Below are 18,663 nucleotides of genomic sequence, written 5' to 3' on the forward strand. Positions count from 1 at the left end.
TCGCTGTTGCAGGCCACGTTGACGCCGATGACGACGCGGCCGAAACTGTTGCGATGCGTCCAGTTCTTCACCTTCTCGGTGATGAAATAGGAGTTCGGGACCAGAACATGGGCCCGGTCCGCGGTCTCAATCTCGGTCGAGCGGACACTGATCTTGCGCACCGTGCCTTCCTCGCCGCCGACCAGCACGATATCGCCGACCTTGACCGACCGCTCGGCGAGCAGGATCAGCCCCGACACGAAATTATTGATGATGCCTTGCAGGCCGAGACCGATGCCGACAGAAAAGGCCCCGGCCACGATGGCAAGATTGGACAGGTTGAAGCCCGCATAGGACAAGGCCACCACGGCGGCGACGATGACGCCGACGTAGCCGCCGCCGGTGCGGATCGACTCGCGAACCCCGCCCGAAATCCCGGCCGGCGCGAGAATGCGGGAGTCGAGCCAGCTCTGGAACAGACGGGCCGCCGCGTAGGCCAGCATGAAGACGATGAAGGAGGCCAGCAGCACCGCGAAGGAGACCTGGGTATTGGCGATGTGAAAGTCGAAGAACAGCTGGCGGTACCAATCATGGATGTCGGGCCAGCTGTAGCCCCACTGCAGCATGATGAACGGGACCGACAGCACCAGCACGGCGAACTTGAGGGCCAGACCCGCCGGCAGCGCGAGCCGCTCGCGGCGCTGCCGCTCCAGGCCGGCTCTGTCGCGGAGCCAGCCTCCCATCGCGGCATTGTCGTCGGTAAGACCCTGGACGAAGCCGTCGACCCACAGCAGCAACAGATAGATGAGCGCCAGCACCGAGCCGGTGACGATCAGCTGTTGCGCCAGAAATCGGGCAAGCGCGACGTATCCGGAAAGCGTGCTGGCCACGATGGCTGATATCACGGCCCAGATCGGGACGCGCAACGCCTTGAGCCATCGCGGCGAGGTGATGCCGTCCTGATCCCTGGCATCGAGCGGCGTGAGCAGGATAGCGACCACGACCCCGGCCAGCAGCAGGCATGACGGAACGGCGACTGCGACGGTGAGCGCAAAGGGTGCCTGAACGACGCGGGTGGCGATATAGATGAGGCTTGTCAGACCGTAGACGAGGGTGAGCAGGACGACGAGACCGCACACGAGCCAGGCGGCGCGGTTGGAAGCAGGCACGAGGCGCCATTGCGGCGCCGCCGGAGCAAACACCGTGGCGACCAGCGCGCTCACGGCCAACATGATGATCGCCGTCTGCGCCGACGCGTAGAACAGCCGGTCGGCGCGGTCGGGCAAGGTCTGTGCCTGGCCGATGAGGCCGTAGAGAAGCAGGATGGAGGCGATCCCCGGCGCCGCGCGCAGCAGGATGACACCGGCCGCGGAGGAGGCGCGTCGCCAGAAGGGCGGCGGCCCGTCGCCGCGCCACCGGCGCAGGCGCGGTACGCCGCGCCATGCCAGCGCCATCAGCGCCAAGGCGAGCACGGCCGCCTCTAGCGCGGCCCGCGCCATCTCATCGCGATCACTTGCGTCCCTCCACCAGCCGGCGATGAGATCGCCGATCCGGCTCGTGGCGACCGGAACATTGGACGGCAACTGCGTCCAGGTTTCGGCCGAGTACACTCCCGGAACCGGCTGGAACAGGTACGTTGAGAAATTCTTCCGGCGGACCTCCTGGACACCATCCATCAGCTGGTCGATGCGCAACAGCGCGGCGCTGGCGGCGACCTTCCCGGCGGACAAGAGACCGAGATAATAATTGAGCTCGGCCCGATTGCGGGCCATCTGGTCGGGCTCCGGCGGCTGGCCGGGCGCCGGCACCGGCCCCAGCGACCCCAGTTGCGCCTTGGCGGCGGACAGCGGGGATTGGAGATGGATCGAGGTATCCTCGACGCTGGATCGAAAGCGCTGCAGAGCATCGCGCAGGGAGTTGAGCTGCGAAAAATTCAGGCGTGGGCTGCGAAGCTCGGCCTCGACGCCGTCGAGTCCGCGCTGCCACCCCGCGATCGTGGCCTCGATGTCCACACCCGCATCCTTGTTGGCGCGTCTGGTGATGTCGTCGGCGTCGATCCTGGGCTGCGCCGGCTGGGCGGCAGCGGCAGCGGCGCCAGGCGATGCGACGGAGGCATCCGGCTGTGCCGGGCCGGGCGGCGGTCGGCGCAGAGGCTCGGCGATTTGCGCACGGGCACAACCGCCGCCGAGGAGCAGAACCGCGACGACAATCCGCGCAGTCAGCCGACCCGGAAAGTTCATCGTGCGCCCTCCAGGCCGAATGGAAGATCAAAGGGAAGATCAGGTAGGGTGCCCCTACCGCGCCATCACGCTGACAATAAGGCGGCACCGCCGGAGGCGATCGACTCGCGAAGCGGGTTCATCTCCTGACCTGAACCTAATGCCAAGATATCGTCGGCGCTGCCGCCGGCGCCCGCGTCAGGTGTTGTCCCATTCCTCGGGTTCTGAATGCCGCATCCCCTCCGGAAAATAGCCGGGCCACGTCAGCGATGTCTGGTCGGCGAGGCTCGCCAGCAGAACCTTGGCGCCATCGTCAAAACTGGCGTCCAGCGGCAATTCCAGGCGGGCGCACCAGTCGGGCGGCATCGGTTGCGGCGCGCCGACCACTTCCAGCGCCGGCCCCCACCACCAGCCCGGTGCCGGCGGTCGGGTGTCGTGCGGCACCGCGAGCCATCGGGCAAATTCGCGCACGGTGCGTTCGAATTGCAGTTTTGCGGCCTGATGCATCGAAATCTCCTGAAGCTTCACTTCTCTTCCGCAGCGGTCGCCGTTGCCGGACCTTCGCCCATGATCAAGAGCACGGCGTCCTCGTCCTTGGCGCCATCCCAATGCACCTGCTTGCCGAAATGGGTGACAAAGCTTCCGGCTGGCATCGCCGTGGTGTTGGCAGGATCGAATTTAGGCCCCGAGCCCACCCACCAGGTGCCCTGCAGCACGACGATGTAACGGTCGTTGGGATGGAAGTGCGGGCGGCTGAAATGATTGCCCTTGGTCCATTTGGTGTAGACGATGTAAAATCCCGGTTTGGAGGGATCGCCGACGACCACGGCATTTTGCGCGCCGCGGGCGTCGACCGGGCTCCAGGGAATCTGGTCCGGTAATTTGTAGATCACCGCGGCGGGATTGAGTTCGGCCGCGGAGCTGATGCTGAGCATGCCGGCGAGGCACACCGGTATGGCGAGATATCGCCAAAACCCGCTTATGGCTTCCATGCTATCCTCCCCTGGCTTCCGAGCCCAAGTGCCGCCGTCCGCTGATGTCTCGATGCCTGTCGCCCTTATGCTAGCCGGTCTCGCTCCCGGAGAGCAAGATGCACGCGTCTCTGCGCGCGAGGGGAAACCGCGAACAACGCAAGTGCAACACCGAAAAACGCGGTTACGCCGTGCGCTGCCAACATGACATTGTCCGCGTGGCGCTCAGGCAAATTGTTTGCCGCTCCCGCCCGCGGCGGCCGGATGGAGTTCGTTGAGAACGAAGCCGATCAGCTTGGGTTCGGCCTCGCCCAAGGCTGTGATGATGTCCCGCACGCCATCATTGATGTCGCGGTTCACCGGCAGGCTCGCGAGCAGGCCGTCGGCGACGTCGAGTAGCCTGCGGTCGACCGCGCTCCAGGGTGAAGCGGGGCCGTCGAGGATCACGAGATCGCAACCACCGAGGGAGCGCGGCTCCGCGATCGCCTTGCAGATCGCATCGCTCGTCCTGGTGTCGGATGCTGTGTCGAGCGGCAGCACCGAGATGCCGTTGATGGTCTCGATCGCGGCCGGGGCCTTGGCGCCGATGCCGAGCCAGCCGAAACGGCCGGAGTCGTTGTTGCCGGGTCCATGCAGCTGGTTTGACAGCGCGCGGGTCGCATGATCGGCATCGATCAGCAGCACGCGGGAGCCGCTGCGTGCGGCCGCCAGCGCGACGTTCAGCGCTGCGATGCTGCGATCCTCGCTGCCGCCGCCGATCACGGCCAGCACGGGGATCGCGCCGGCGGACGGACGCCGCATCACGGCCGCGCGCATTTCGCCGACACTGTTGACGAATGTCTTCGCCGGCGGGCCCGTGCGCAGGGTTGGCCAACCGATCCGGGTCAGGTCGGGAACCGCGCCAACGGTCAAGACGCTGCGCTGCCTCCGCACCACTTCGGATTCCTGCAGACGCGCGATCAGCGGTTTTTCGGCCGTGACCTCCTGCTGAGGTTGATATTGCGGTGGCTGTATGGAAGGTGACGCAACAGTGGTGGTCTCGGGATCGACCGGTCGCGGTTCGCCGGCCCCGGGCGGCAGCTGGTCGGCTGTGATGGCCAAACAGACGGCGGCCGCGGCGAGCGCGCCGAGCACGAAGCCGATGCTTGCAAGCAGGCTCATCGGCGGCGGGAAGGTGCGCCGTGGCATGGTAAGTTCACTGATGACGCGCGCACGCGAAGTATTGAGGCTTTCCTGTGCTCCGGTCAGGCGCGCGCGATCGAGCAAGGATTGATAGACGTCGCGGCTGACTTCGACATCGCCTTGAAGCTTGCGAAGCCCTGCCAAAGCCTCGCTGAGTTGGACGCGCTGGCGTTTTTGCTGCTCCAGTGCTTCGTTCAGCGCGGCTTCGTAATCGCGGGCGCGCGCCAGCTCGTTCGTCGCCGTCTCCGCCGAGTGCTCGACTTCTTCAATGATGGCGCGACGCAAGTCTTCGGCTTCGATCTCCATTTGACGCAGCGCCGGATGCAGCGGTCCCAGTTCGCTCGTCATTTCGGCATAACGGCTGCGTGCGCCGGCATACTGCGCGCGCAAGCGGACAAGGGCAGGGGACTGCAGCGCCTCCGGAAGCGCGTCGGCGTCGGTCGGATCCCGGCGGCCGGCTTCGATCTGGTCGTACTTCTCCTGGGCGTTGAGCGTTGCCTCCCGCGCCGCGGCGAGCCGCTGGGCGCTCGCCGAAAGCTGCTGGTCGCTGCCCGGGCCGCCCCCGGTGTCGAGCAAATTATTCTGCGTCTTGTAGGTGGCGAGCGCATCCTGGGCGTTGCGAAGCCGCTCCTGCAATTCGTTGAGGCGCTCCGACAGATCGGCGGCCGCGCGCCGCGCGGCCATGGTATGCCATTTGTTTGTTTCCGCAACATAGGCGTTCGAGATCGCGTCAGCCAGCAGGGCCGCTTTGGCCGGGTCAACCGACCAGACCTCGATGTCGACGATGAAGCTTCGGTCCGGCCTGTAGACATTGATGTGACGCCTCAAGGCTTCCAGCGCCACTGTCTGCGGAGCATCCCCGCCGGACCGCATCCTGCTCCCGAACGTTTCAAACCGTGAGGTGCCGGCGGCACCGGCAAACTCCTGATCCTGGTCCAGGTCGGTGTCCTGGATCACCTGCAGCAGCACGCTGTTCGAGGTGATCAGGCGGGCCTGGCTTTCGACCGCCATTGCAAGGTCGGAATCATCTTGCGGGCGCGATGCAATCTCCCGATCGACCGGCTGCCGTTCCCGTGCATCGACATAAACCTGGGCGACCGCCGTATATTTCGGCGTCAGGCTTTTGCCGATCGCAACCGCGGCGGCGGCGCAAATCAGCGCTGCCAAGGCAAGCGCGGCCTTGTGCCGCCACAACGATTGAGCCCGCATGCTGAAGCCTGCGCAGGTCCGCACTGCGGTTTCTCGTTGTCCCGGCTCGGCCTGGTTCATGTGATTAAGGATTGGATCATCAACGAGCATCAGCTCCGGCTTCCATTCGATAGCGGCCGCACGCATATCCGTGCCGGCAAACACCCGCATGGTAACAGCCGAATTGAGGCGCGATAGCGTCGTCCAGCCTTTCACCGGGGCGCTCGGTTATTGTCCTGGTTAATGCTGTGCCGTTAACCCTGAGCGACGGTTCGGTGCAGCCGGACAAGTCGCCGGATCGAATTTTGCACTGGCCTTTTCATCTCGCTTCATCCCTGGGGCCGAGCTGAGTGCAAGTATGCTGATAGAGCGGCGAACCCGGCGTGATTTTCTGGCAGGCGCGGCAAAGGCGGCGGTGCTGGGTCTTTCCGGCACAACCGTGCTGTCCGGAGTGTCCGCGTTTGCGACACCGCCGATAGAGCCGCCTGCATCAGCCGCCGAAAAGTTAATTCCTTACGGCGCGGCCGTGCGATCGGACGCGCTTGCGTCCGATCTCACCTATCGCGCCGCGATGGCTGCGAATTGCCAGATCATCGTGCCGGAGAGCGAACTGAAATGGACGGAACTGCGGCCGACCCGCGATCAGTACCGATTCGAAAAGGCCGACGCGATCCTCGACTTCGCGCGGCTCAATGGGATCGATGTCCGCGGCCACACGCTGGCCTGGTCTGGCGCGATGCCGGCATGGACCGACGCGATCGCAACCCCTGTTGAAGCCGAGCGGGAGCTGGTCGATCATATCCAGACCGTGGTGGGCCGCTATCGCGGCGCGGTCCAGTGCTGGGACGTTGTCAACGAGCCGCTGGCGCATTGGCCGGAGGACGACGCCTCGTTCCGCCCTTCGATCTGGGCGAGCCGGCTGCGCGGGAATTATCTGCCGATCGCGCTGCGGGCGACGGCTGCGGCGGACCCCGGCGCACGACTGGTGCTCAATGAATACGACCTGGAATTCAGCGGGCCGCGCTTCATGGCGCGGCGCCACGCGCTGATCAGGCTGTTGCGCACGCTGCGTGACCGTGACGTGCCGCTGCATGCCGTCGGACTGCAAGCCCACCTGTTCGCCGACCGCGCCATCGATCGCGATGGCCTGCAAACGCTGCTGGCGGAGATCGCCAAGCTGAAGCTCGACGTGCTGATCACCCAGCTCGACGTGATCGATTACGAATTGCCGGGCAAGGTGAGCGAACGGGACGCGCAGGTTGCGAGCCTGGCCGCGGGCTTTCTCAAAACGGTCTGCGAGGTCGCGTGTCCGAAGGCGATCGTGACCTGGGGACTGAGCGACCGTTACAGCTGGGTGCCGACATATTTTAAGCGTCCGGACGGCTTGCCCAACCGGCCACTGCCGCTCGACGCCGACCTCCGGCCCAAACCGCTATATGACGTTATCGAGGAATTCAGGCGCAAGGCCGCGTGAGCACGGCCCGGCACGGATTCTTTCGCGGCGTCCCTCCGACCGCACGATCAGACCGGCCGTACCACGCCGGGCTGGCCGGAAGCGCATTCCAGCGCGTCGCGATCCCATTTGGCGGCGGCGGCTTCATACGTGCTTTGCAGGAATTCGAGCAGCGCCTGATCCGGCCGCGCGGACGTTCGCACGGCGTCATAGGGCAGGATGAATTCGCCGAGCTCCGCGCTGAAAAACGCCGCATCGGGCCGCACCTTTGCGGCGCGAAAGCCCGGCGGTTCGGGATAGGCATAAGAGTAGAAGGCGGGAAAATCGACCGCGCCGCCGCCCGGCCAGAAGCCGGCGCTGCTTACCTCGTGCGAATAGGCCTCGCGCGCGACCGCGTCCGAAAGATGCGGCACGCCGCCGGGATGCGGTGGTGCCCGCCTTCCTGAAAACCGCGTCACCGCGAGATCGAAACTGCCCCAGAAAAAATGCACCGGGCTACACTTGCCGAGAAACGAAGTGCGGAACTGCTTGAACACCCGGTCGGCATCGACCAGGATCTGGAACCAGCGCCGCACCGCGTCCGGATCATAGGCGGCATGCCAGTGATCTGACGAAAACCGTATCGGCTCCGGCAGTTCGTTGGGCATCTCGTCGATGGTGATGGTAATGCCGAGCTCCGCGAGCGCGGCCATGACGCCGGCGTAGAAGCTTGCGACCGATTGCCCCGATAGCGCAAGCTGCCGCCTCGCGCCGTCACTGGTCGAAATCAGCAAGGCGTGATCAATGAAATCGAAGTCGATCTGAAATGAGCCGTTGCTGTTGGGGATCGGCGAGGTCGTCAGCCCGCGCGCGGTGACGTACAACGTGACGTGCCAGGAGTGATTCAGCCAGGGTGTCCGCACCAGACGAATCTTGCCGATGATCTGGGTCCACAGATGCAGCGTCTGGTAGGTTTCGCGCCATGCCGCGGTCGGCAGTTCCGGCCAGGGGATGTTCGGGGCGTCGCTCATGCTCGAACCCGCGCTCGCAGACGTTATTCGCAGACGTCATGAAAGCATCAAACTATCACATAAGGCAACCCTGGGATCACGAAGCGGTGCATTCCGGACACCGACGCCGACCGCGCGAAGCGCGGAACAGGCTGCGGCACCACCAGCGCCGCGCCATTGCCTGCATTGGATTGCGGGCCAGTTGATAGAAAGCGAGAATTTCGATCATGGCGAGGCTCCTCATTCGCCATGAGCAGATGGGGCGGCATTCGTGGAAAGGAATGCCGCCCCGCATCGCATCAGCCATGCAGTTCGGCCAGGTAGTTAGCCATTTGGTTTAACCATGGATCTTCTTGGCGGTCTCGGCGATCACGCGTCCTTGATAGCGCGCGCCGGCGAGTTCGTTTGCGGATGGCTGCCGGCTGCCGTCGGCGCCGGTAATCGTCGTCGCGCCATAGGGCGAGCCGCCGGTCACCTCGTCGAGTTTCATCTGGCCGGCAAAGCCGTAATTCAGGCCGACCACGGTCATGCCGAAATGCAGGAGGTTGGTGATGATCGAGAACAGCGTGGTTTCCTGGCCGCCGTGCTGTGTCCCCGTGCCGGTGAAGGCGCCGCCGACCTTGCCGTGCAGCGCGCCCTTGGCCCAGAGACCGCCGGCCTGATCGAGAAAATTCGCCATCTGCGAGGACATGCGGCCGAACCGTGTGCCGGTGCCGATGATGATGGCGTCATAGTCGGCGAGCTCTTCGATCTTGGCGACCGGTGCCGCCTGATCGACTTTGTAGTAGGACGCCTTGGCGACGTCCGGCGCCACCAGTTCGGGTACCCGCTTGATGTCGACGGACGCGCCGGCCTCGCGGGCGCCTTCTGCAACGGCGTTCGCCATCGTTTCGATGTGACCGTAGGCGGAATAATACAGCACAAGAACTTTTGTCATGGTTGGTCTCCGAGGGGTTGAGGGGATGTGAGGATAATAGCTTGGTCATGGCCGGGCCAAAGAGGAAAGCGCGTCTTCGCGCAGAGCTCCCGGCCAGGACGACCGCGGGAATCGTCGTCGATCAACCGCGTCACGCCGCGTCGACCAGCACCAGTTCGGCATCTTCCAGCGCGGTGATGTCGAGCCGCGCTTCATCGCGGATGGCGACGCCGTCGCGCGCATTGACGCGCACGCCGTTGATCTCGACCGCACCCGCCGCCGGCACCAGATAGAGGTTGCGGGTTTTGCCGGGGGTATATTGGGCGCTCTCGCCGGCCTTCAGCGTGGTGGCCAGTACCCGTGCGTCGGCGCGGATCGGCAGTGCGTCGGTGTCGTCCTTGAACCCGCTGGCGATGGTGGCGAACTTGCCGGAACGATCCGATTTCGGGAAGGGCTTGGCGCCCCAGGTGGGCTGGCCGCCATGGGTGGTCGGCTCGATCCAGATCTGGAAAATCTTGGTCAGCGTCGGCTCCAGATTATATTCGGAGTGACGCACGCCGGAGCCGGCGCTCATGACCTGGACGTCGCCCGCTTCGGTGCGGCCCTTGTTGCCGAGACTGTCCTGATGGGTGATGGCGCCCTCGCGGACATAGGTGATGATTTCCATGTTGGCATGGGGATGGGCGGGAAAGCCGCTATTGGCGGCAATCTCGTCGTCGTTCCACACCCTCAATGCGCCATGGCCCATATTGCCGGGGTCAAAATGGCTGCCGAAGGAGAAGTGGTGCCGGGCCTTGAGCCAGCCGTGATCGGCGCGGCCAAGCCGGTCGAAAGGTCGGAGTTCAATCATGGGATTTCCTCGTGAAGAGTGATCGATTGCCCCCTGGATAAGGATTTTCAGCTGGTACATAAATAGAAACTAACGAAACATATTGTTTCCAATTTCGCTCTAATAGGGTACCGGCATGGCAAGACTCCCCGATTTCGAGGGGCTCGCGATTTTCGCAAAAGTCGTGGAACTACGCTCATTTGCGGGGGCAGCCAGCGAGCTTTCGCTGTCCAGGGCGACGGTGTCGAAAGCGGTCACCCGGCTGGAACAGCGGCTCGGCGCCCGGCTGTTCAACCGTACCTCGCGGCGGCTCGCCTTGACCGATGCCGGCCAAAAGCTGTCCGAACACGCGGCGCGGCTATTGGCCGACGGCGAGGCGGCGGAAAACGAGGCGCTGGCGCAGTCGGTGGCGCCGCGGGGACTGGTGCGGCTGGCGGTGCCGATGACCTTCGGGGTGAAGGCGGTGGCCTCGATCCTGCCGGCGTTCCTGGCGCAGTTTCCGGATGTGGCGATCGACCTGCATCTCAGCGATGCGATGGTGGACCTGATCGGCGAGGGGTTCGACCTCGGTCTGCGGATCGCGAGCCTGCCGGATTCCTCGCTGATCGCGCGCAGGCTGTGCGCGATGCCGCGCTACACGGTGGCGGCGCCCGCCTATCTCAAGCGCCACGGCAAGCCGACCCATCCGATGCATCTCGCCCAGCACCGCTGTCTCGGTTATGCCTATCTCTCGACGCCCGACATCTGGCATTACACCAATTCCAAGGGCGAGCAGGCGAGCGTGCGCCCCGCCGGCCCGCTGCGCGTCAACAACGGCGAAGCGCTGATGCCGGCGCTGCTCGCAGGCCTCGGTATCGCCGATCTGCCGGAGTTCATCGTTGCCGATGCCGTTGCCTCGGGCGAGATCGAGGTGATCCTGAAGGACTGGAAGCAGACCGAGGGCGCGCTGCACCTGGTGATGCCGCCGGGCGGCCCGCGCCCCGCCCGCGTCGAGGTGCTGGCGGATTTTCTGGCCAGGCATTTTGGCAAGGCGAAGAAGCGGAGTTCTTGAACCGGCCGCATGCGGCGCGTTTGACCCCTCCCCGCCGCTGCGCGGAGGGAGGGGAGAAGAAAAGCGCGGCTCATGCGAACGCCGCGCGTCATGCGAGCCCTGCCACTACGCGCACACGAGGCTGCGCATGCACTGGGCACCCGGCATTCCCGATGCCCTTTGACGGCGACGAGTTTCCTGGCAAAAGCCCGGGTGCCGCGCGCCGCGGGAACGCGAACGCATGTTTGGATTGGACGTCTTTGCGAGTCCAGAACCTTCGCCGGCCGCATTCATTTTCCAGCCTGAAGGAATGAAACTTGCCGGCGGGACCGCTGGGGTACCTGAAAACAAGGATCGGACATGCGATCGCACCGAATGGCCCTCGGGATTGCCTCGAGTACTGTCTTGGCTTCGACGACCAATAAGACATCCGTGGGCTAGCGCTGATCCCCGCAGACGTCGATCCATTCGGCTTGAACAAGTTCGGCCATCCGCATCGGCGCGATCCGCACCGCGCTGTGGGTCGAGCCGGCGGCCGGCACCACCTCGCCGAATGCCTGCAGGGAAATGTCGCAATAGACCGCCAGCGGCGTCTTCAGGCCGAACGGACAGACGCCGCCGACCTCGTGGCCGGTGATCTCGGCGACCTCGTCGATGCCGAGCATCTTCGGCTTGCCGCCGAACTGCGCCTTTATCTTTTTGTTGTCCATCCGGGCGGTGCCGCTGGCCACGATCAGCACCACGCGCTCGCCGACCCGAAGCGACAGCGTCTTGGCGATCCGGCCCGGCTCTACGCCATAGGCTTCGGCCGCCAGCGCCACCGTCGCCGAACTCAGGGACGATTCGATCACGGCGATGTCGGGGGCCTTCTCGGCAAAGAAGGCGCGGACCGAAGCAAGACTCATGGCTGGCGTCGCGCTTGAGAAGTGACCAGACCGGGCAGATCCGACAGTGCGCGAATACGAAAATCCGGCTCCGGTCCCAACGCGTCCATCTGCGTCCGCAGCGCCCAGAACATCGTCAGCGGAGCAATCAGATCGCTTTCGACGCAGGCCAGCGCCATCGCCTCCGGGCTCAACCGCTCGATCCAGGCGACGTTCAGGCCGAAAGCCTTGGCGCCGCAGGCGTCCCACGGATTCGAAGATACGAACAGGACCTCGCCGGGCGGCACGCCGAGCACGGTTTCGATCAGCGCATAGGCCTCCGGCGCGGGCTTGAAGATCTTGGCGGCGTCGATGCTGATGGTGGCATCGAGCACCTGATCGAGCCCGGAGTTGCGCACCAGCGCGCCGAGCATGCCGGTACTGCCGTTGGAAAGGATCGCCAGCTTTCGATGCCGCATCGCAGCCAGCGTCGCCGCCGCATCCGGATAGAGATCGAGATGCAGATATTTTTCCATGATGCGCTCGAACACGCCGATGTCGTGTTGCAGCCCGAGCACCCGCAGCGTGTAGGCGAGCGAATCCCGGGTGATAGCTTCGAAATCCCGGTAACGCCGCATCAGCGAACGCAGCCAGGTGTATTCGAGCTGCTTGATGCGCCAGATCTGCGTGATGATTTCGCCATAGCCGGGAAAGGCGTCCTCGGTAATGGCCGCCACCGACTGAATGTCGTAGAGCGTGCCATAGGCATCGAACACAATGGCTTTGATGGTCACGGTCTGCCTGCCGGATTGGAGCGGCGACAACATTTTCGCCGGGTAGGTGTTGCGGCGGCGATCGGCAATCCGCGGGACCAAGCGCCGAACATCCGCCGGGCGGTAATGGTAGCGAATGTGCGATCACAGCGCCATATCAAGACGCATCGGCGTCAAGGGAGAACGGCATGAAGGCCTGGCAATTGGATCGGCTCGGCGGAGAACTTCGCTTCAAGGATGTCCCGACGCCGGAGCCGCGCCCGGGCAGCGTGCTGGTCAAGATCGAGGCGTCGGCGCTGATGTCGTACCTGAAGGCCTATGTGGAAGGGAAATTGCCGGCCTACCGTCCGCCGCCCGGGCCGTTCACGATCGGAACCAACGGCGTCGGCGTCATCGCCGCGGTCGGCCGCGACGTCTGGCATCTGAAGCCGGGTCAGCGCGCGGTGCTGTCGTCGCATTTTGTCGCAGCCGAGAATGTCGAGGATCCCGCGCAGGTCCTGATCGGACTGACCTCGAGTCCGGAAGCGGCTGCGGTGTTGGCGGACTGGCCGGACGGAACGCTGGCCGAATATGCCCTGATGCCGGCCGCGGCAGTGACGCCGGCCGAGGGGTTGGACCGCTTCGAAGCCGCAGAACTCGTCACCATCGGCCGCTGCATCATCCCGTTCGGCGGCCTGTTGCGGGGCCGGCTCGCGGTCGGTGAGACGCTGGTGGTCAACGGCGCCACCGGCGCCTACGGCACGGCGGCCGTATTGGTTGCGGTCGCCATGGGCGCGGCCCGCGTAATCGCCGCCGGCCGCAACGAGAGCGCGCTGCAGGCGGTGGCCCGCGCCGGCGGCCCGCGCGTTGCGACGGTTAAGCTTGCGGGCGATGTGCAGAAAGATGCCGCTTCGCTTCGCGAAGCCGCGGGCGGGGGTGTCCACATGGCGTTCGACATGGTCGGACAGGCGCGCGACCCCAACGCGACGCTGGCGGCGCTGCACAGCCTTCGCCGCGGCGGCCGGCTGGTGCTGATGGGCAGCATGACCGCGGATCTGCCGATCCCCTACACCACACTCATGCTGAACAGCTGGGAGATTCTTGGCCAGTTCATGTATCCGGCCAGCGCCTATCGCCGGCTCCTGGATTTGTTGCGCGCCGGCATGCTCGACATCTCCGCGATCCGCCCGCGCATCTATCCGCTTGCGGCCTTGCCGGAAGCGATGGAAGCCGCGGCTACCGCCGGCAATCTCGAATGCATCGTGATGCAGCCTTAGCGAAAGGTTGGCGGCACGCACCGCCGGGCTCCCGCGCCCCGCTCTTCGCCCCGCCTCGCCGCCTCAGATCCCCAGCAGCTTGCGCGCGTTGGCCTTCAGCACCTTCGGCCGGATCTCGTCGCGGATGTCGAGTTTGGCAAAATCAGCCATCCAGCGGTCGGGCGTGATGACAGGCCAGTCCGAGCCGAACAGCATCTTGTCCTGCAGGATGGAGTTGATGTAGCGCACCAGGATCGGCGGAAAATATTTCGGCGACCAGCCGGAGAGGTCGATATAGACGTTGGGCTTGTGGGTCGCGACCGACAGCGCCTCTTCCTGCCACGGGAATGAGGGGTGCGCCAGAATGATCCTGAGGTCGGGGAAATCCGCCGCCACGTCATCCATGTACATCGGGTTGGAATATTTCAGGCGCATGCCCATGCCGCCGGGCATGCCGCTGCCGACGCCGGTCTGGCCGGTGTGAAACAGCGCGATCGCGCCGCCATCGTTGATGGCCTCATAGAGCGGATAGGCCATGCGGTCGTTGGGGTAGAAGCCCTGCATGGTCGGATGGAACTTGAAACCCTTGACGCCGAATTCCGCGATCAGCTTCTTCGCCTCGCGAACCCCGAGCTTGCCCTTGTGCGGATCGATGCTGACGAACGGGATCAGCACGTCGGAGTTTTCCGCGGCCACTTCCAGCATCTCGTAATTGCTGTAGCGGCGGAAGCCGGTCTCGCGCTCGGCATCGACCGGGAAGATCACGGCGGCGACTTTCTTGGCCCGGTAATAGGCGGCGGTTTCCGGAACGGTGGGCGGATGCTTGTTCGGCGACTTGAAGTAGTCGGCCATCTTGGCCTGGAAGTCGTCATAGCCGTCGTCGCCATGCATGCCGCAGGGCTCTTCGGCATGGGTATGAATATCGATCGCCACGAGATCGTCGGGATTGAGCAGCGGCAGCTTCGGCATGGGATAATCCTGGCATCGGTGCGGTCAGCGCGTTGGCGCAGATTGGTTATATCACATAACAAATTCGGCAAGCGGTTGTCCGAGTGGGTGAAAGTCTGTTCGCAGGGGCCTCGACGAGAGGTAACATGTGCTGTGCCCAGATCTACGGTGCCAGATCAAGACAATAAGCAAGAACGTAGCCATGGGCGCCGCTCTGGCCGTTCGTCCACATCTAATTGTCATCCCGCCATCAATCGCGCGATCGTGTCATCCGACATCTCATCCTTTAGTTGTATTTGCTCGCGGGGCGAGTAACATTCCGGCGTTGAGCGCAACTTGAAGTTTTTCATCCCTGCATTTTGAAAGGTTACGACGATGGCCAATCAAGCTAATTTGTACGAACTTTCCGGTGGCGGTATTCAGGTCTCCTACTCGACCAGCAGCATCACCGGGCAGCCTCTTTTCAATTATCACGACGGTTCTCAGGTCAAGAGCTTCTCGGGAAACGAGATTCAGACGGCGGAAAGTGTCCTCGGGAATTTGGTGACGGTTTTCCTCGTCCGCACGGTGGATTCAGGCTCGACAACGTTCACGCTCCTGATTCCGAGCGTTAACCTGCCGCCGTCCAATTCGGCGCCCATCTCCACGCAGGGCATTACAACCCTGCACAAATTTTCGATAGTGGGTCCGCACAATGGTCAACGCGAATTCTATACCGTTCAGCCATTGCAGGGCACAGCCAGCTTCGTGGTCTTCTAGTCGAGCGTTTGATGCGAATCATAACAAGTCGATGTCGTAGGATGGGTTGAGCCCTTCGCGAAACCCATCAATTCCTCCGCTGCGATGGGTTTCGCGACCAGTTCGGACGTGCGTCCGATCTGGTCACTCTACCCATCTACCCGGCGCATGCCGCGACGCCGACCCGCCGATCGGAACGGCGTCGCAAATCGGCCTGTTGGCTGGCTTTTGGCTTGTCCGTTTGGATTGACATTCGGCCATGGCATGGCTTAGAAACCGCGCATCCCGGGCGGCACTGCTGTCGGCGGGAGCGCGGTTGTTTTGCCGGTTGCCATTTTCGGCCTGTCCAGCACGGCCTTCCAACGCACCAGGATTGTCCCATGAAGGTCCGTAACTCGCTGAAATCGCTGCGCGGTCGCCACCGCAACAACCGCCTGGTTCGTCGCAAGGGCCGGGTCTACGTGATCAACAAGGTGCAACGCCGATTCAAGGCACGCCAGGGTTGAATCGGAGCCCGAGTTCCGGTCTTCGACGCCTGCACAAAAATTCCTCTGCTTCACGGGTCTTTGACGCTATTGCTGCTTTGCAGTGCGATTTCCTGCGTCTAGACTTCGGTTATGAGATTTGCATCATCCGCCGCGCGCCACCGCCGACTAGCAATCCTGCTCACCGCGATGATTGCGGTAGCGCCTATTCCTGCACTGGCGCAGGATCCTGGCGCCACTGCGCCGAAGCGGCAGAAAAAACTGCCGGAGGCACCCGGCAAGCTGCCGAAGGTCAGCACCGACCGCAGTCATGGTCTGGATTTTCTGTTCGGCGCACTCAAGGCGGCGCCCGACGAGGCCAGCGCCAAGCACGTCGAGGCCCAGATCTGGGCGCATTGGATGCAGACCCCAAGCGATACCGCGGCGCTGTTGATGATGCGCGCCAGGGCCGCGATGGACGCGCAACAGATGGATGTCGCGCAAAAGCTGCTCGATGCCGTCGTCAAATTGCGTCCGGATTATGTCGAGGGGTGGAACCGGCGCGCGACGCTGTATTATCTGCGCAACGACTACATGCATTCGCTGGAGGATATCGAGCAGGTACTGGTCCGCGAACCCCGCCATTTCGGCGCACTGGCTGGCCTCGGTATGATCATGCAGGATCTCGGCGACGAAAAGCGCGCGCTCGACGCCTTCCGCAAGGCGCTTGCCATCAACCCGCATCTGGACAAAGTGCCGGAGCTGGTCAAGACGCTGACTGAAAAGGTCGAAGGCCGCGACATCTGATCCGTCGGGCCGCGCCGGCATTAACTCCCGAGCGCAGACGCAGCAATGATCTCATCTCTTTGATTTGATTAGTGCAGAGCGTGGCTGCCGCGCTTGAAGGGCCCTCCAAGGGCCACTGCGGCATAGAGCTGCTGGAGTTCCGCTTCCAGGTGCTCGTTGACCAGTAGGAGGGCTTTCAGGGCACCGCGGATGTCGCCATTGCAACTTGCTACAATCTCGTCAATGGCAGCTTCGCTCGGTCGGGTAGTCATCGAAAATCCTCCAATCGTTCCCTCAAAATAAATCTTCGGCGCTCGGTCTCCGCACCTGTCGATTGTTTGTATAAGCAGGGTAATGCCAGCCGCGATGGTGTAACGCGTCACGTGGCAAGAGTGGCCCATGCCGCCTGTTTAAATATAAAGTGACCGATGACGGCTATATGAAGGCGCGCGCTTGAGAGTCGCGGCACGTTGAAAAAATCTTTGATGGTTGTGCCTTCCTGACCATGAGCCAAAGGTGCCCAAAGTCATCCGGACAATCAAAATGATGACAGTAGCGGTCGTGGCGGCGCTGGCGGCTCTCGCGCTGATCACGCAGATCGGTGTTGTCGCCATTGAGCGCGCCCATCCGGCGCAAGGCGAGCGCATCGAGGTCGCCGGCGCCAGCCTGCACGTCGTCGAACTCGGGTCGCGCGACGCCGCCGGTCCGCCGGTGGTGATGATCCATGGCGCCAGTTCAAATCTGGAGGCGATGCGCCAGCCGCTCGGCGAGATGCTTGCCGAAAACCATCGGGTGATCCTGATCGATCGTCCCGGCCACGGCTGGAGCCCGCGCGCGCGTGAACAGGATTCGACTCCTGCCATCCAGGGCCAGATGATCGATGCGGCGTTGGAAAAGATGGCCATCAAGCGGGCCATTTTCGTGGTCCACTCATGGTCCGGTGCGCTTGGCGTGCGCATGGCGCTCGACTATCCCAGCCGCGTCGCAGGACTGGTGATGCTGGCGCCGGTGGCCTATCCGTGGCCCGGCGGGGTTGGATGGTACAACAAGCTCGTCAGCACGCCGGTGATCGGTCCACTGCTGGCCGCGACCATCACGCTCCCGCTCGGCTGTTTGCTGGCCGCGCCCGGTGCGCGCGGCGTGTTCCTGCCGCAGACCATGCCGGAAAACTATGTCGGCCATACCGCGACGTTGTTGCTGCTGCGTCCGCGCGAGTTTCTCGCCAATGCCCGGGACCTGGTCACGCTGAAGGAGGCCGTCAGGCAGCAGGCGCCGCGCTACGGCGAAATCAGGGCGCCCACCGTGGTGATCACGGGCGACAAGGACAAAACCGTGTCGACCGACATTCATTCGCGGCCATTTTCGAAAACGGTGCCGGGCGCCAAACTGATCGTGCTGGAGGGTGTCGGTCACATGGTGCAGAACGCCGCGCCCGCACTGGTAGTCTCCGAGATCGACGCCATGATCGCCGAGATCGCGCACAAAACAGCCGCCACTTCCGCCAGACGTCAAAATGATTGAATCGATCTGCTTCCTTCTCCCCTCCCTCCGCGAAGCGGCGGGGAGGGGTCGGGGGTGGGGGGTCCATCGGCAGGAACCGCTGTTTCGGTGAACGCCGCGCCACCCCCCACCCCCGACCCCTCCCCACCACGCGCGATGCGCGCGGGGGGAGGGGAGCGACCCATAAATCGGACCAAAAGCACAGGCATCGACCGACAGGGGAATCGGCTCCTGTTGTTGAGGAACAGGCTGCGCATGTCGAACCCCAAGCAGGATGGCGATAGTCGCGGGCCGTCGCAATGGAGCGCAGATGTGACGCGGGAACGGCCACCTCGGGGTAGCCGCAAGCGTGCTCCGGCGTAGATGGCGCGCCACGGCCGACGAAGATGGGCACTATTCGTTTGCCGTAGCGTGCACGGGGCACTGAACGGCGAGTGGAACCGCCGGTCTCGTCTTTCCGCGCGACTTGTGGCAGTATCCGACCCATGAACCAATCCACGCTGATCGAGGTCCTGAGGACGTACAGTGCCGCCCTGCGCGAGAACGGCGCGACAGGGCTATTCATCTTCGGCTCCCGGGCTGTTGGGACGCAGCGGCCGG

At 63.9% G+C, this 18,663-nt stretch carries 18 protein-coding genes; 7 read left to right on the plus strand and 11 right to left on the minus strand.

All coding sequences use genetic code 11. The annotated features are described in order from the left end of the window. From ABSG20_RS10825 to ABSG20_RS10840, 4 genes are all read right to left on the minus strand, one after another. On the minus strand, nt 1–2,219 hold a 2,219-nt coding region (locus ABSG20_RS10825; protein ID WP_423864498.1), incomplete at its 3' end, for a mechanosensitive ion channel family protein. A gap of 177 nt (nt 2,220–2,396) precedes the next feature. Continuing rightward, nucleotides 2,397–2,705 (minus strand): hypothetical protein, encoded by a 309-nt coding sequence (locus ABSG20_RS10830; RefSeq protein WP_423864499.1) that lies wholly within the window; start codon nt 2,703–2,705, stop codon nt 2,397–2,399. A gap of 17 nt (nt 2,706–2,722) precedes the next feature. Continuing rightward, nucleotides 2,723–3,190 carry a cupin domain-containing protein gene (locus tag ABSG20_RS10835; protein WP_423864500.1) on the minus strand — a complete coding sequence of 156 codons (468 nt, stop codon included), beginning with the start codon at nt 3,188–3,190 and terminating at the stop codon, nt 2,723–2,725. Nucleotides 3,191–3,394: 204 nt separating this feature from the next. Continuing rightward, nucleotides 3,395–5,755: an exopolysaccharide transport family protein gene (locus ABSG20_RS10840; protein ID WP_423864501.1), complete on the minus strand. Its 2,361-nt coding sequence runs from the start codon at nt 5,753–5,755 to the stop codon at nt 3,395–3,397. A gap of 142 nt (nt 5,756–5,897) precedes the next feature. Here ABSG20_RS10840 and ABSG20_RS10845 point away from each other — a divergent pair, with 142 nt between their 5' ends. Beyond that, nucleotides 5,898–7,013, plus strand: coding sequence for an endo-1,4-beta-xylanase (locus tag ABSG20_RS10845; RefSeq protein WP_423864502.1), 1,116 nt, complete (start codon nt 5,898–5,900; stop codon nt 7,011–7,013). 47 nt (nt 7,014–7,060) lie between these two features. Here ABSG20_RS10845 and ABSG20_RS10850 read toward each other — a convergent pair whose 3' ends face one another. The 3 genes from ABSG20_RS10850 to ABSG20_RS10860 all read right to left on the minus strand — a co-directional run bounded on the left by ABSG20_RS10850 (nt 7,061) and on the right by ABSG20_RS10860 (nt 9,747). Continuing rightward, nucleotides 7,061–8,002: a DUF5996 family protein gene (locus ABSG20_RS10850; RefSeq protein WP_423864503.1), complete on the minus strand. Its 942-nt coding sequence runs from the start codon at nt 8,000–8,002 to the stop codon at nt 7,061–7,063. A 316-nt stretch (nt 8,003–8,318) separates the two neighbouring features. Beyond that, a complete protein-coding gene (gene wrbA / locus ABSG20_RS10855) occupies nt 8,319–8,918 on the minus strand; it encodes an NAD(P)H:quinone oxidoreductase (RefSeq protein ID WP_423864504.1) in 600 nt (199 codons plus the stop codon). Between the two features lie 130 nt (nt 8,919–9,048). After that, a complete protein-coding gene (locus ABSG20_RS10860) occupies nt 9,049–9,747 on the minus strand; it encodes a pirin family protein (RefSeq protein WP_423864505.1) in 699 nt (232 codons plus the stop codon). Nucleotides 9,748–9,862: 115 nt separating this feature from the next. Here ABSG20_RS10860 and ABSG20_RS10865 point away from each other — a divergent pair, with 115 nt between their 5' ends. Next, nucleotides 9,863–10,777 (plus strand): LysR family transcriptional regulator, encoded by a 915-nt coding sequence (locus ABSG20_RS10865; RefSeq protein ID WP_423864506.1) that lies wholly within the window; start codon nt 9,863–9,865, stop codon nt 10,775–10,777. 416 nt (nt 10,778–11,193) lie between these two features. On the opposite strand, the gene ABSG20_RS10870 is transcribed toward ABSG20_RS10865, so the two are convergent. Both ABSG20_RS10870 and ABSG20_RS10875 read right to left on the minus strand, forming a co-directional pair. Next, complete coding sequence (locus ABSG20_RS10870; protein ID WP_423864507.1) at nt 11,194–11,661, minus strand: YbaK/EbsC family protein; 468 nt, start codon at nt 11,659–11,661, stop codon at nt 11,194–11,196. Further along, nucleotides 11,658–12,413 carry a haloacid dehalogenase type II gene (locus ABSG20_RS10875; RefSeq protein WP_423864514.1) on the minus strand — a complete coding sequence of 252 codons (756 nt, stop codon included), beginning with the start codon at nt 12,411–12,413 and terminating at the stop codon, nt 11,658–11,660. The genes ABSG20_RS10870 and ABSG20_RS10875 overlap by 4 nt, the downstream gene beginning before the upstream one ends. A 167-nt stretch (nt 12,414–12,580) precedes the next feature. Here ABSG20_RS10875 and ABSG20_RS10880 point away from each other — a divergent pair, with 167 nt between their 5' ends. After that, complete coding sequence (locus ABSG20_RS10880) at nt 12,581–13,648, plus strand: zinc-binding dehydrogenase (protein WP_423864508.1); 1,068 nt, start codon at nt 12,581–12,583, stop codon at nt 13,646–13,648. A 63-nt stretch (nt 13,649–13,711) separates the two neighbouring features. Here the strand turns inward: ABSG20_RS10880 and ABSG20_RS10885 are convergent, their stop codons facing one another. Next, entirely contained in the window at nt 13,712–14,596 is an 885-nt protein-coding gene (locus tag ABSG20_RS10885; protein ID WP_423864509.1) for an amidohydrolase family protein, read from the minus strand. 354 nt (nt 14,597–14,950) lie between these two features. Here ABSG20_RS10885 and ABSG20_RS10890 point away from each other — a divergent pair, with 354 nt between their 5' ends. From ABSG20_RS10890 to ABSG20_RS10900, 3 genes are all read left to right on the plus strand, one after another. Further along, a complete protein-coding gene (locus ABSG20_RS10890) occupies nt 14,951–15,334 on the plus strand; it encodes a hypothetical protein (protein WP_423864510.1) in 384 nt (127 codons plus the stop codon). A 359-nt stretch (nt 15,335–15,693) separates the two neighbouring features. Beyond that, nucleotides 15,694–15,819: a type B 50S ribosomal protein L36 gene (gene ykgO / locus ABSG20_RS10895; RefSeq protein WP_002718645.1), complete on the plus strand. Its 126-nt coding sequence runs from the start codon at nt 15,694–15,696 to the stop codon at nt 15,817–15,819. Between the two features lie 111 nt (nt 15,820–15,930). Beyond that, the gene (locus ABSG20_RS10900) at nt 15,931–16,584 is read left to right on the plus strand and encodes a tetratricopeptide repeat protein (RefSeq protein WP_423864511.1); all 654 of its coding nucleotides are present in this window, start codon (nt 15,931–15,933) and stop codon (nt 16,582–16,584) included. Nucleotides 16,585–16,652: 68 nt separating this feature from the next. Here ABSG20_RS10900 and ABSG20_RS10905 read toward each other — a convergent pair whose 3' ends face one another. Beyond that, nucleotides 16,653–16,835: a hypothetical protein gene (locus ABSG20_RS10905; protein ID WP_423864512.1), complete on the minus strand. Its 183-nt coding sequence runs from the start codon at nt 16,833–16,835 to the stop codon at nt 16,653–16,655. 271 nt (nt 16,836–17,106) lie between these two features. Between ABSG20_RS10905 and ABSG20_RS10910 the strand changes: the two genes are divergently transcribed. Beyond that, entirely contained in the window at nt 17,107–18,084 is a 978-nt protein-coding gene (locus tag ABSG20_RS10910; RefSeq protein ID WP_423864513.1) for an alpha/beta fold hydrolase, read from the plus strand. Nucleotides 18,085–18,663 lie beyond the last annotated feature (579 nt).

Origin of the sequence: Bradyrhizobium sp., assembly GCF_049512235.1 — a bacterium.
Classification (GTDB): Bacteria; Pseudomonadota; Alphaproteobacteria; order Rhizobiales; family Xanthobacteraceae; genus Bradyrhizobium.

What these genes read in the sequence shown, in the direction of transcription:
- ABSG20_RS10830 (WP_423864499.1), bottom strand. Translation starts at nt 2,705, where the DNA reads ATGCATCAGGCCGCAAAACTGCAATTCGAACGCACCGTGCGCGAATTT.
- ABSG20_RS10835 (WP_423864500.1), bottom strand. Translation starts at nt 3,190, where the DNA reads ATGGAAGCCATAAGCGGGTTTTGGCGATATCTCGCCATACCGGTGTGC.
- ABSG20_RS10845 (WP_423864502.1), top strand. Translation starts at nt 5,898, where the DNA reads ATGCTGATAGAGCGGCGAACCCGGCGTGATTTTCTGGCAGGCGCGGCA.
- ABSG20_RS10850 (WP_423864503.1), bottom strand. Translation starts at nt 8,002, where the DNA reads ATGAGCGACGCCCCGAACATCCCCTGGCCGGAACTGCCGACCGCGGCA.
- wrbA (WP_423864504.1), bottom strand. Translation starts at nt 8,918, where the DNA reads ATGACAAAAGTTCTTGTGCTGTATTATTCCGCCTACGGTCACATCGAA.
- ABSG20_RS10860 (WP_423864505.1), bottom strand. Translation starts at nt 9,747, where the DNA reads ATGATTGAACTCCGACCTTTCGACCGGCTTGGCCGCGCCGATCACGGC.
- ABSG20_RS10865 (WP_423864506.1), top strand. Translation starts at nt 9,863, where the DNA reads ATGGCAAGACTCCCCGATTTCGAGGGGCTCGCGATTTTCGCAAAAGTC.
- ABSG20_RS10870 (WP_423864507.1), bottom strand. Translation starts at nt 11,661, where the DNA reads ATGAGTCTTGCTTCGGTCCGCGCCTTCTTTGCCGAGAAGGCCCCCGAC.
- ABSG20_RS10880 (WP_423864508.1), top strand. Translation starts at nt 12,581, where the DNA reads ATGAAGGCCTGGCAATTGGATCGGCTCGGCGGAGAACTTCGCTTCAAG.
- ABSG20_RS10885 (WP_423864509.1), bottom strand. Translation starts at nt 14,596, where the DNA reads ATGCCGAAGCTGCCGCTGCTCAATCCCGACGATCTCGTGGCGATCGAT.
- ABSG20_RS10890 (WP_423864510.1), top strand. Translation starts at nt 14,951, where the DNA reads ATGGCCAATCAAGCTAATTTGTACGAACTTTCCGGTGGCGGTATTCAG.
- ykgO (WP_002718645.1), top strand. Translation starts at nt 15,694, where the DNA reads ATGAAGGTCCGTAACTCGCTGAAATCGCTGCGCGGTCGCCACCGCAAC.
- ABSG20_RS10900 (WP_423864511.1), top strand. Translation starts at nt 15,931, where the DNA reads ATGAGATTTGCATCATCCGCCGCGCGCCACCGCCGACTAGCAATCCTG.
- ABSG20_RS10905 (WP_423864512.1), bottom strand. Translation starts at nt 16,835, where the DNA reads ATGACTACCCGACCGAGCGAAGCTGCCATTGACGAGATTGTAGCAAGT.
- ABSG20_RS10910 (WP_423864513.1), top strand. Translation starts at nt 17,107, where the DNA reads ATGATGACAGTAGCGGTCGTGGCGGCGCTGGCGGCTCTCGCGCTGATC.